At 31.6% G+C, this 12,344-nt stretch carries 16 protein-coding genes; 3 read left to right on the top strand and 13 right to left on the bottom strand.

Annotation, left to right across the window (positions count from 1 at the left end; all coding sequences use genetic code 11):
- Positions 1-66: 66 nt before the first annotated feature.
- The 12 genes from Z054_RS0120050 to Z054_RS28905 form a co-directional block, all read right to left on the bottom strand.
- On the bottom strand, positions 67-1,209 hold the full coding sequence (locus Z054_RS0120050) for an FAD-dependent monooxygenase (RefSeq protein ID WP_024771823.1): 1,143 nt from the start codon (positions 1,207-1,209) through the stop codon (positions 67-69).
- Positions 1,210-1,473: 264 nt separating this feature from the next.
- Positions 1,474-1,917, bottom strand: coding sequence for a GNAT family N-acetyltransferase (locus Z054_RS0120045; RefSeq protein WP_084050491.1), 444 nt, complete (start codon positions 1,915-1,917; stop codon positions 1,474-1,476).
- Complete coding sequence (locus Z054_RS0120040) at positions 1,883-2,128, bottom strand: hypothetical protein (RefSeq protein ID WP_024771821.1); 246 nt, start codon at positions 2,126-2,128, stop codon at positions 1,883-1,885. Before Z054_RS0120040 ends, Z054_RS0120045 begins: the two co-directional genes overlap by 35 nt.
- A gap of 68 nt (positions 2,129-2,196) precedes the next feature.
- Positions 2,197-3,621 carry an AraC family transcriptional regulator gene (locus Z054_RS30450; protein ID WP_024771820.1) on the bottom strand — a complete coding sequence of 475 codons (1,425 nt, stop codon included), beginning with the start codon at positions 3,619-3,621 and terminating at the stop codon, positions 2,197-2,199.
- Positions 3,622-3,745: 124 nt separating this feature from the next.
- The gene (locus Z054_RS30445) at positions 3,746-5,212 is read right to left on the bottom strand and encodes a serine hydrolase domain-containing protein (protein WP_024771819.1); all 1,467 of its coding nucleotides are present in this window, start codon (positions 5,210-5,212) and stop codon (positions 3,746-3,748) included.
- A gap of 220 nt (positions 5,213-5,432) precedes the next feature.
- Positions 5,433-5,891 carry a DinB family protein gene (locus tag Z054_RS0120025; RefSeq protein ID WP_024771818.1) on the bottom strand — a complete coding sequence of 153 codons (459 nt, stop codon included), beginning with the start codon at positions 5,889-5,891 and terminating at the stop codon, positions 5,433-5,435.
- A 5-nt stretch (positions 5,892-5,896) separates the two neighbouring features.
- Entirely contained in the window at positions 5,897-6,247 is a 351-nt protein-coding gene (locus tag Z054_RS0120020) for a nuclear transport factor 2 family protein (RefSeq protein WP_024771817.1), read from the bottom strand.
- Entirely contained in the window at positions 6,234-6,824 is a 591-nt protein-coding gene (locus Z054_RS0120015; protein ID WP_024771816.1) for a TetR/AcrR family transcriptional regulator, read from the bottom strand. Before Z054_RS0120015 ends, Z054_RS0120020 begins: the two co-directional genes overlap by 14 nt.
- A 159-nt stretch (positions 6,825-6,983) precedes the next feature.
- A complete protein-coding gene (locus tag Z054_RS0120010) occupies positions 6,984-7,478 on the bottom strand; it encodes a DUF6265 family protein (protein WP_024771815.1) in 495 nt (164 codons plus the stop codon).
- A gap of 173 nt (positions 7,479-7,651) precedes the next feature.
- Positions 7,652-7,960, bottom strand: coding sequence for a hypothetical protein (locus Z054_RS0120005; RefSeq protein ID WP_024771814.1), 309 nt, complete (start codon positions 7,958-7,960; stop codon positions 7,652-7,654).
- Entirely contained in the window at positions 7,957-8,526 is a 570-nt protein-coding gene (locus Z054_RS0120000) for a DNA-3-methyladenine glycosylase I (RefSeq protein ID WP_024771813.1), read from the bottom strand. The genes Z054_RS0120005 and Z054_RS0120000 overlap by 4 nt, the downstream gene beginning before the upstream one ends.
- Positions 8,527-8,609: 83 nt before the next feature.
- The gene (locus Z054_RS28905) at positions 8,610-9,101 is read right to left on the bottom strand and encodes a Crp/Fnr family transcriptional regulator (protein ID WP_241461433.1); all 492 of its coding nucleotides are present in this window, start codon (positions 9,099-9,101) and stop codon (positions 8,610-8,612) included.
- Positions 9,102-9,416: 315 nt separating this feature from the next.
- Here Z054_RS28905 and Z054_RS0119990 point away from each other — a divergent pair, with 315 nt between their 5' ends.
- On the top strand, positions 9,417-9,752 hold the full coding sequence (locus Z054_RS0119990) for a single-stranded DNA-binding protein (protein ID WP_024771812.1): 336 nt from the start codon (positions 9,417-9,419) through the stop codon (positions 9,750-9,752).
- A gap of 114 nt (positions 9,753-9,866) precedes the next feature.
- On the opposite strand, the gene Z054_RS0119985 is transcribed toward Z054_RS0119990, so the two are convergent.
- Positions 9,867-10,520, bottom strand: coding sequence for an OmpW/AlkL family protein (locus Z054_RS0119985; protein WP_024771811.1), 654 nt, complete (start codon positions 10,518-10,520; stop codon positions 9,867-9,869).
- Between the two features lie 295 nt (positions 10,521-10,815).
- On the opposite strand from Z054_RS0119985, the gene Z054_RS0119980 reads away from it, so the two are divergent.
- Positions 10,816-12,057 (top strand): peptidase U32 family protein, encoded by a 1,242-nt coding sequence (locus Z054_RS0119980; protein ID WP_024771810.1) that lies wholly within the window; start codon positions 10,816-10,818, stop codon positions 12,055-12,057.
- Positions 12,057-12,287: a ferredoxin gene (locus Z054_RS0119975; RefSeq protein ID WP_024771809.1), complete on the top strand. Its 231-nt coding sequence runs from the start codon at positions 12,057-12,059 to the stop codon at positions 12,285-12,287. The genes Z054_RS0119980 and Z054_RS0119975 overlap by 1 nt, the downstream gene beginning before the upstream one ends.
- The last annotated feature ends 57 nt before the right edge of the window (positions 12,288-12,344 follow it).

Raw genomic sequence — 12,344 nt, 5'->3', positions numbered from 1 at the left:
TAGTTTTGTATTATCGTTAATTATTACTTCAATATTCTTATCCTGCATTTATATTATTATATAAAGTTAACATACTTTTTCTAATTGATACATTTCATTCATTTTTTTCTGAATCAAGTTTTTTGGAATACTTTTTAGTATAAAATTCCTCATTCCTTTTCCGTATTTCCAATGTGCCATTTTTCCTGTAGCCCAGGATTGTTTTACTATTGTATTTACTTTTTGTTTTCGTTTTTCCTGAAATAGCCTGAAAACATTGGCATTATTTTCGTTTTTAATAAGGTTACTCAAATAATAAGCATCTTCGATAGCTTGTGCTCCTCCCTGCCCCATATTTGGAGTTGTGGCATGACCTGCATCTCCAATGAGACAAATGTTGTTTTTATACCAATGATTAAGCGGTATTAAATCACTGATATCATTTCTCACTATTTTATCTTGAGATGTAGCTGCAATAAGTTCTTTGACTAATGGATGAAAATTAGCGTATGTTTTCAACAACTTATCTTTTATCAATGTATCATCATCTTTCTGATTTGGCTTGCTTAATGAGACTGCAAACCAATACACTTTATCTTTGGCTACTTTTGAGATTCCAAATCGAATTTGATTTCCCCATAGTTCTATTCCTCTGTGTTCAAAATCAGCATCCATCGTATAATCTGCTATACCTCTCCAACAGGTCTGGCCAGAATATCTTGTTTTGCTTGATGGAAAAAGTTGATTTCGTATTTTAGAATTAATTCCATCGGCACCAATTAAAAAATCAGTTTCGACCTTAGAATCATCATTAAAAGTAACCTGGATTCGTCCCTCTTCTGCTTCTTTAAATTCTTTAAACGATTTTCCCAGATGGATTTTTTCTTTTGGAACTTGTTGAAGTAATAACTTCTGAAGTTCTGCTCTATGAATAGCAATGGTAGAATACCCAAACTTGTCTTTTACATCATGTTGAAAACTATCTGATAAAGGCGACAGATCAGATGTACCTACAGTTACTCTATCGATAGAATTTCCTTTTGTTACAACATCGTCTAGTATCCCAAGCCATTCGAACACCTGCAAAGCGTTTGGAGCGAGCCAAATCCCTGCCCCTACTTCATTTAACTCAGGAGCTTTTTCGAATATCTGATACTCTATTCCACATTTTTCAAAAGCTAAAGCTGTGGTTAATCCTCCGATTCCTGCTCCTATTATTGTATATAGCATATCTTGTTTTTATCTTAAAATTTAAAGACTTTACTACATACAGAATAGAAAACTATGCCCTACATCTTAATCAAGAATAGGTTGTACCAAAATCTTTATTTATGGATTCTAAATTTACTCATTTTACAGCAGTTAAATCAAAGAATTTACAATGTTTTGTTTAGTGATTACACTTTTGTTTTGTTGACAAGAACGCGAAAATTCTCTCTATTTATTTTTATCATATATTCCTGGATTATTTATATCAAAAATGTAGAAATTCTTTTATTTTAATTCCATTAGTACTCGTTGTGAATTACCTCCGTAATAGTTTGAATCATTTTTAATAATCTCGAACCCTATTTTTTTATAAAAATCAACTGCAGGACTATCTGGTTCGGTGGTCAAAATAATACTGCCAATATCCAACTCATTAATTTTTTTTATAACGGTCGAAACTAGTTTTAGGCCTATTCCTTGTTTTCTAAACCTCTTTTCAGTTGCCAGAGCGAGTATCCAGCCAACTTTCTCTTTAGGATTAATTCCTCCAAGAACATATCCTGCTATTTCCTTTTCTTCATTTTCGGCAACAAGAAAATAATCTGAAAATAAATCATAATACTGTCTAATTACAAATAGTGGATAGTTCATTGGGGAAAATACATTTTCCTCAATTTTATAAATTATCTCCAATTCACTTAATGTTACCGGTCTTATCGATATTTCCATTTGCTTTTCTTTCTGAGTTTTTTCTTTTGAGGTTTTCTTTTTTCATCAATCCTAATGCCCAAATCGCAAGTCCAAAATATAAAATGATTTCTCTAACTTCTAGTATTGGGTCTAAGAATTCTAAATTCAAGAAGTTGTCGATTAGAAATAAAACTCCTCCGATTACTAAAATTATAAATCCTATTATCTCTAATTTATTTTGATTTTTCATTTAATTAGTTTACTCTCAATATTGTTTTTTGTGTATTTGCTAACCTTCTGTGTATAGTGTCGTTTTTATCATTCGAGAATATCTCTAATTTCATTTATAAATTTTAATGATTCGGTTTCAATTTGCTTTGTTAAGACACTTCTATTATCAAAATTAAGCTTTTCCACTATTATATGATCTATAATAGAAAGACTGCTATTAATTGATTCTGCCAAATGGTATTTATCCCAACTACTGTCTTTAAATACCTCCCAATATTTCTTCCTAATATTTTTATTCTGACCAGATAAACAAATTTCAAATCGCATCATCTTATGATTGAATATTATGACAAATTTTAATTTTTGTTTTTTCAATTCCTGAGTAGTCAAGGAAAAATAGGAAAAATCCATATTTCCTTGATAAATATTTCCTATTATAAAATCTGAAGCATATTCATTACGAAAATAGGTCCTTAATTCTTTGATGTAATTTATCAATTGACTATAATCCTTTTGTATCTGCCCTTCACTGATTTGCTTTCTATAATTGGATAAGTTCCCCTTATTTAATGTCTTATCAGTTTTATCAAATTTAATTTTATTGCTTTTTTCAAGAGGGATACATATGTCTACTATAAATTTTTGTTCAGGATGAGTTTTATGATCATTATGATACACTTCAAAATAATCTCCATCTCTAAAGTTATACTCATTCTCTATCACCCATATACAAATACTCTCCCATGCTTTTGAAAAATCTTTTGCTTTAATTTCATAATGTCCGATAGCATAAATACCTTTTTGGATCACAAGTGGTCTGATTTCTCCTTCTGCTTCGATATCCTTATTAATGGTAACACACGCACTATATCTTACTTTTGAAGTCTGGGTCACATTGGGGTTATCGTGATACACGGTAATTGCCTTAAAATCAGACACACTCAACACTTCTTTTTGAGTTCCCCATTCTATTAATCTTTGATACATATCACCAATTTTATCAAATTCTCCAATATGCATTATACCAGCAAGTTTTATCTCATGCAATTCTTCTACTGTTATTTGAGCATTCATATCAATCCATTTTTTAATGTTATCAATGCTGCAAATGTATTTTTCCATTGTTAGAGGTTCTATACCAATCTTGCTAAGTACACTTATTCCTTCCGATTTAAACACAGTAGAGCTAATACCATAATATTTTTTAAATGACCTTGAAAATGAGCTTTCACTATTAAAACCATAACTGTAAGCAAGTTCCTTTATAGATTTACTACTATCCACTAGTAAGATAGATGCAATACGTTCTATTCGCTTTCTATTGATGAATTCGTTTAAATTTTCACCTACAATAGCTGAAAATACTCTATGAAAATGATACAATGAATAATTGGCTTTTTCGGATAGCTGTTCAAGTGATAAATCTGCATCAAGATTCTTTTCAACAAAATCCAATACGTAATTTATTCGTTTAATATATTCTCGCCTTGTCTTGCTTATTTCAGATTGCATTTCTTCACTTGATTTTAATACAATTAAACACAACGGTTTGTGTATGAAACATAGCATAAAAAAGCACTAGCCTTTCGACTTAGCACTCATCAGCTATGTTTTACATACTATGTCAGGCTCAGTTTTATTCCGAAAGTTCATTAATCATTTTTTGGGAATGCTCTGATGCCCATTTTTCATTTTCTGTACAATGTTCAATTGTTTTTTCAAAATATTCTATTGCTTTTTCTATCTTCTTTTCTTGTTGATAAATTACAGCCGTTCCATAATATCCACCAAAATAGTCTGGATAATCACTTTCTAAAACTGAAAACAGTTGTAATGCGTCATTTTTTTTATTAGCATTAATGTAGCTAATTCCGAAATTGAATAATGCACCTTTCGATACAGCATAATTTAGAGTATCTGTTTTTATTTTGTTGTACAAATCAATTGCGTCAGTAATTCCATTCTGGTCTATTTCCTTTTCTAAAACTATCTCAAATGGCATTCTAAATTTACCATCTGTAAAATGACTTATTAAAGCTTTTGCTCTATTTGGTAATTCTTGCCCTCTTTTATTTCTATTGGTAAATATTGCTACAGAAATATTCTCACTAGGTACTCTAATGACATGACTTCCGAAACCAGTTGATGAACCACCGTGTTGCAAAATCTTAACTCCTTTGTCGTAATTGACTATCCAACCATATCCGTAGCCATTTTCATTAGATTTTCCGTTTTCATCGTAATTGTAAAAAGCATTATCTAATTCAGTTTGTGAAATCAGTTTATCCGAATACAATACTTTATCCCATTTATAATAGTCTAAAACAGATGAATAAACGCCCCCATCTCCTTGAATGGCACTTGTCATACTTTGGTCTTTGGCAGTTATCGTAGTGCCTTTAACCATATAACCGTAAGCTCGATTTTTAATTTCTTTATCTATTTCAAGAACTCTGGAATTAGTCATATTTAATGGTTGAAATATTTCCTTTTCCATAAACTTTGCAAATGACATTCCAGATATTTTTTCAATGACTTGAGCCAAAACGGCATAACCAGTATTACTATATGCATATTTTGTGTTGGGATAGAAATACGTGCTATCGGTTTTCAAAAGTCCGTTTAATACGTCTTTGTCCAACATTTGTTCTGTTCTATTTTTCTCGATAAAACGATTGTATTTTACTAAACCAGAACGGTGTGTCAAAATATGTTTTATGGTAATATCATTTCCATATTTAGGGAATTCAGGAAATATATCGGTAAGTTTTGTTTCGTAAGATAGTTTGTTTTGATTTACCAAAATCATTATTGCCAATGCTGTAAATTGTTTTGTAACTGAAGCAATTCGATAATTTGTTTTTGGTGTTGCGAGTATTTTATTTTCTAAATCTGCGTATCCATAACTTTTTGCAAACTCAATTTCTCCATTTTTTATTACAATAATACTTGCGCTTGGTTTACTTCCGCTATAATCTTTAAATAAGTAATCGATAAACTTAATGTCGAAATTTGAATTTGTTTTATTCTCACTGACATTCTTTGATGAATTACATCCTGAAAATAAGATTGAAAAGATTGATATTAATTGAATGAATTTCATTTTTTCTAATTGTTCCTAACGTTTAGTATAAGAATAATAAGGGAATAAAAAAACTTGCTTTCAGTTTAGCACTTAGCCAAATTTACAATTTTACCATTATATTTCTTTTAACCTTCAAATTGTAAATTTGGCGGGCTTTGTTAATATGTACCAACTTTGGGTTTGGCACTTAACCCTTATTATTTTTATACATTGCTACCTGCTGGCTTTTCTCGATTTTTTACTTGTTGTTCCAATTCCACAATCCAAAATTTAGAGATTTATCTAATTCTAAACTATTTCTGGATGCGATTGCCATTATCTGTCCACGGTGATGAGATTCGTGAGCAATCATTTGAGCAAAAAATGCAACTGGATGCGGACTGTATCCTTTAATACTTTCCTGCTCTAATATCTTGAATAAAGTTTCATTCATTTTTTGCGATGACTTATGCAAGGCATCAATGAGTTGTTTTTTATCATTAGCATATTTCTTGCCCAATTTTAAATCAGTTTTTTCGCCAACCTTACCTATCCAAAAAGAACGAATATTATTTATATGCTGAAATTGTTCACCAATACTCCGTCCTTTTCCGTTGATTTTTGTTGGTAGCCATTCATTTTTGATGTTATCAAGCAAGTATACTGTAACCTTATTGTTTAAGTACCAAGAATGGATTAAGTCTTCTTTGATATTCATAAACTTTAGTTTTCCTTAAAGAAACTTGTTATTTGTTTCAGTTTACCGTTTTCATAAGTTGCGAAATCAGAACCGTTACCAACAACTTCATTTTCTGAATTAACCATATTCCAATGTGTTAAACTTCTACCGTGATGAATTTTTATATCGGTAATAGTAAAAGAAGCTCCAACAAATTCTTTCTGAAATTGTGACATATATTCTGAAAGCTGTTCGTAACCTTTTAGCTCTACGTTTGGGTCAAGGTATTCAAAGTTATCGGTCATTATTTTTCGTAGGTTTTTAATCCGTTCAACTGAATTATCTTCAGACCAACAAGACGTATAGGTTTCCCATATTTGATTAATTTCTTTCATATTTTCTATTTTTTAGTGTGTTTAAAAAAGTGGTCATTACTGTACTACCAGAAGTCTTTGTGCTCTTTGACCTTGTGAGCAAACCAAAAAACGTGGTATGGATTATTTCCGTTAGCAATTTTGAATTTATGGTGTTGCACAAATCTTTATCTTTCTGTGCTTCACGAACTGTCGGTTCAATAGTATTCAAGAATTTGTTGAATTGGTCTGATGTTGCAGAAGCTATGGATGCATTCAAGGCTCCCATTTCGGACATTGTATTATTCACAAAACAGCCTATATGCTTATTTTTGGTCTGTGCATCTAACAACTCTTTGTAAAGAAAGAGCAATTTGTCGAATGCCTTTAGTTTACTATTTGTTAGTCTTTTTTCCAAATGGTCTGAAATTAAGTTGCCATAACTCTCAATTGTAGAGTTAAGGTAATTTTCCTTGCTTTTAAAGGCGTTGTAAAAGGCTCCTTTAGTCATTCCTGTTTCTCTACAGATTTCAGCTACGCCCAAATTATGATAACCCTTTGCCCAAAATAATTCCATTCCTTTTTTAATGACTTTGTCTTTATCATGCTTGTAATTCATACCACAAATATAAATAAACCGACCGGTCGGTACAAATGTATATCAATTTAATTCAATGTTATTAGTTTTTTTCAGCTTGCAGGTAACGTCTCTTGTATGGTACGTTCACACCTCAAAGGAAGGGTGCATATGCAATATACAAATTGTTAACCACTGGCTTTAATCGCTCAGTTTCTCAAATTCAAATGGTATTTTCATTTCTCCACCAGAAACCATTGCATTTATTCTATCCCCATTTTTCCAATATTTTATCTTATTTGGAAAATCAATTTCTTTATTTTCACAAGTAAATTCGTTTTCATTATGACTGATTCCATTAAAAGTAATTGATTCAGATCCTTCAGGAACTTTTACAATCAAATTCCATTTTCCATTTACTTTAGTTAATCGAATTTTTTCTTGCTTAATTGTATCTCCATTTTGCATTGTGAAGCCAATTCCAGAATATTCCGTTTCCTTAATTTTATTCCAGTTTTCAAAAGTTTCTTTTCCTTCTTCTTCGTTTAATCTTTTCCATTTTCCTAACAACCAATCAAAATTTTCAGATTTTTCAATCGTAGTTGTCGATTTTATATCTTCTTTTTGTTTTTTCCTTTTTGTTTGGTTACAAGATATAATCAAAATTCCAATTAAAAGTATCAATATTTTTTTCATAATGCTTGGTTTTTGCTTGTGCCTAACGGTCTCGTATAAACGCAGTAGCGGATTATACAAACTTAATTTTCAGCTAACAACATACTTAAGTAATAACATAAACGGTGCAAGTTTACACTCAAACCGTTATTACGTTTATACAATGTTGTATGCCGTTCTTTTTGATAATATCTTTAATTAGATAATTCAGCGTTTTGTAGAGGTTTTAATACCTCCATTGATACAGATTCCAATAAGATTAATTCTAATAGATTTTTTAATGATTCTTTATCTGCCATTCTTTCATTTGAGAGATGAGCATTTTCTGTTGTATCCCAATAATAAATGTCAATCCAATTGTCATCTTCGTCTTTATATAAAGTTTGACTGATAAATCCTTTCAGTTTTTTTAAGTCCGGAACCATAGTATTTACGGCATCAATTATTTTCTTGTTTGAAACATTAGGTTTCGCCTTCCATTTTACAATTTCTAATACACTCATTTTATATTTTTAATTTCATTATATCTAAAACAATCAGTTGTGTGGTCATTTACCATTCCTACTGCTTGCATAAAAGCATAGCAAATAGTTGTACCAATGAACTTAAACCCTTTTTTCTTTAACATTTTACTCATTAAGTCCGAGATTTCAGTTTTGGCAGGAACATCTTCAAATTTTTCCCATTTATTTTGAATAGGTTTACCGTCTACAAAACCCCAAATAAATTTAGAAAAGCTCCCAAACTCTTTTTGAACTTCAAGAAAAGCTTTGGCATTGGTTACTACAGAATTGATTTTTAGCTTATTTCTAATAATTCCAGAATCATTCAGTAATTCATCTATTTTTTTCTGGTCATAGGTTACAATTTTTTTTGCTTCGAAATTGTCAAATACTTTACGGTAATGCTCTCTTTTAACCAAAACGGTAATCCAACTCAATCCTGCCTGAGCACCTTCAAGTATTAAAAATTCAAATAATAGTCTGTCATCAAAAACCGGAACTCCCCATTCTGTATCGTGGTATTTTTCTTCAAGTTTATGTTTAGTTACCCAAGTACATTTTTTCATTTTGTCTTTATATCTTTCTTATTGTTTAAGATGTACAAAGTTATTGGACATAAACATTCAAAGCATTAATCTAGATTAAGGTTTTAAGCTTTTTTTCCTTTTACCTTGCTAAGTGCCTCGGGTGTAATACCTAGATATGAAGCAATCATTCGTTGTGGAACTCTCTGTATTATTTTTGGATAAGTCTTTACAAAATGTTCGTAACGTTCAAGAGCTGTTGAACTCATCATCATTATGACTCTATTTTGAAGAGTTTCTAAACGGTTAAGAATTTTTTGTAATTCTATTTTGTCTTCTTTTCCTTTTTCAAGAATATATACCTCTGAATCTTCAATAACATCAATAAATAGTTTACAAGGTTGGTTAACTGAGGTGTTATCTGTCATAATCCAATTTTCAGATGCAAACATAAAAATGTGCTCTTTTCCTTTTTTATCTATTACATAACTACGAAGTAAGCCAGATTTTACTATGTAAATCTTAGTGTTAATTTCACCTGCTCTTTGAAGTATCTGTCCTTTTTTTATTTTGATTTCGTTCGATTTTATAGTGGTATACAACAAGTAAATAAACACACCTATTGTGTTTATTTTTATAATTTGTTTTAAAAATACACTTTTTAGAATAAAAAATTCAGTTTTTAAATAACATCACAAACTCCTGGCAATCAATATTTCTATTTATTTACAAACGACTACAAATGATTACAAGCGAAAATAAACACTTCCTAACCGAATCTACGTGAGATCCCAATTTATGTTTGCAGTGTTGAATTAAAACAAGCTTTTCTTATACAATACAAGAAGTTTATAAAATTCGATACTCATTAAAAAGTTCCTGAAGCGCATTCGGGGCAAGGTATTAACTGTTTAACACGTAAAATTAAAATTATGAACACGCTAAAAAACAAAGTACAGTTGATTGGAAACTTAGGACAAGAACCAGAAATCGTAAGTCTTGAATCTGGTAAAAAACTCGTTAAATTCTCTATTGCAACAAACGATCATTATTATAACAAAGAAGGCGATAAAATCACAGATACCCAATGGCATAATATCATTGCCTGGGGTAAAATTGCAGATATCGTAGATAAATATGTAAACAAAGGACAAGAGGTCGCTATCCAGGGAAAACTAACCTCTCGTAGCTATGACGATCAAGAAGGTCAAAAACGATATATCACAGAGGTAGTTTGTAATGAACTATTGATGTTAGGAAATAAATAGCCATCAATTTATTTGAGTATTATTATAGCTAAGAGTCTGTTTAAACATGCTCTAATCAAAAAACCGCTTAACATTTCTGTTAAGCGGTTTTTACACGATATAACTTGTATTTATTTATAATTTAATACCTACACCAGCTCCAAATATCCATGGATTAATATCTACATCTGCTCCTACAGTTGCTCCTAATGCTGTTGTAGCATTAATCGTAGCATCGGTACTTAAAAATACTTTTTTAACATCAACATTTATAAACCATTTGTCATTAAGCATAAAATCAAAACCACCCTGAAAAGCAAAACCTACAGCAGTATCATAATCGACATCATCTGCCACAGGTCCTTCATCGACTCCATAAAAAAGAGTTAGATTAAGCCCAGCACCAAGGTAAGGAACAAAATTACCGCCAGTAAAATGATATTGCCCAAGTAAAGTAGGAGGCAATAACCACACATCTCCTAAATCTATGTTTCCTGCAGCAGTACCCACAGCTTTCACATCATGTTTTGTCGTTGCTAAAATTAATTCTGCAGACCAGTTTTCGGTAAAGAAATAAGTAATATCTAATTCTGGTACAACAGCTGTAGAAATATCTACGTCACCTCCTATGGCTTCTATTGTAGCACTTTCATCTGGTGATACAACGATTCCTCTTAGTCTGATCTGCCATTTGCTAAAATCAGCATTATCATTTGATTCTTCTTGCGCATACGCAAAATTAGTCACTCCTAATAGTACAACCAATACAGTAATTATTACATTTTTCATCTTGAAAGAATTTTGAATTATGTAACAAAAATATCGACAAGAAAAAGGGCTAAATATGACTTTTATCATTCCTTGGATTAGACCTCTCATGTCTTAAAAACAGTTGTTTTTATACACTTAAAAATCAACATATTACCACTAACAAAAAGAATAAAAAAGAATGATTTTAAATATCATTTTTACTCAGTAAATAACATACATTTGCGTTTTAAAAATAATTACTCTTAGTGCACAAGTTTTCACTTCAAAAAAGATGGAAATAATGTATTTTTGCACTTGAATTAATGAAGAAAATATGACCCCTACAGGAACAATGGAATTAATGGCACCAGCAGGTAATTTTGAATCTTTACAAGCTGCTATTGATAATGGAGCAGATTCTGTTTATTTTGGAGTAGATCAATTAAATATGCGAGCCAGAGCCAGCATAAATTTTACGATTGCTGATTTACCTGAAATAGCTCGTCGCTGTACCGAAAAAAATGCACGTACCTACCTCACACTCAATACCATAATTTATGATCATGATTTATCGATTATAAAAACGTTATTAGATGCTGCCAAATCGGCAAATCTGACCGCTGTGATTGCGATGGATCAAGCCGTTATAGCCTATGCCAGGCAGATCGATATGGAGGTTCATATTTCTACTCAAATCAATATCACTAATATTGAAACAGTAAAGTTCTATTCTCTCTTTGCAGATACTATGGTGATGAGTCGGGAATTGAGTTTACGACAGGTAAAGAAAATTTGTGATCAGATAGAGAAAGAACAAATTAAAGGCCCTTCAGGAAGGTTAGTTGAAGTTGAAATTTTTGGACATGGAGCACTTTGCATGGCCGTGTCTGGTAAATGCTATATGAGTTTACACTCACACAACTCTTCTGCCAACCGTGGTGCCTGCAAACAAAATTGTAGAAAGAAATACAGTGTTGTAGATCAGGAAACCGGTTTTGAAATGGAATTGGATAATGAGTATATCATGTCTCCTAAAGATTTATGCACATTAGATTTCTTAGATCAGGTTATAGATACAGGAGCCAAAGTATTAAAGATTGAAGGTAGAGGGCGAGCTCCAGAATATGTGGCAAAAGTAATTAAAACCTATCGCGAAGCTATAGATGCCTGTGCCGATGGAGTTTTTACCAAAACGAAGGTCGATCATTGGATGAAGGAGTTAGAAAAAGTATATAACAGAGGTTTTTGGAGTGGGTATTATTTAGGACAAAAATTAGGAGAATGGAGTGACGTTTCCGGATCCAAAGCCACACAAAAGAAAGTCTATATCGGTAAAGGTGTTCACTTTTTTCCTAAGCCCAGCATCGCAGAGTTTAAAATTGAAGCTTATGATATTAAACTAGGAGATACTATTTTAATCACAGGCCCAACAACAGGAGTAGAAGAATTTGAACTCAAAGAGATGATGGTAAACGATGAGCGATTAGATACTGCACAAAAAGGAGATTCGTGTACTATCCCCACTAATTTTAGAATACGCCCGTCTGATAAACTTTATAAAATCGTTCAAGAATAATGGTAGTAGTTACCCTACAGCGCGAAAAATGTATTGGTTGTAATTACTGTGTAGAAATGGCACCTACCCAGTTTCAGATGTCTAAAAAAGATGGAAAAACGGTATTACTGCACGCTACAGATAAAAAAGGGTTTCATACCTTAAAATCTCCTGATAATACCATTTACGATGATTGTGTACAGGCTCAAAAAGCCTGCCCCGTAAAGATTATTACGACAAAGATGGTATAACCCCTCCTATCTTTAATAATGTAACTTTTTTCTTTAAAGGGCAGCCTATTCTATACA

This window comes from Aquimarina macrocephali JAMB N27 (assembly GCF_000520995.1).
GTDB classification, from domain to species: domain Bacteria; phylum Bacteroidota; class Bacteroidia; order Flavobacteriales; family Flavobacteriaceae; genus Aquimarina; species Aquimarina macrocephali.
This window is presented reverse-complemented; position numbering and strand designations above follow the sequence as displayed.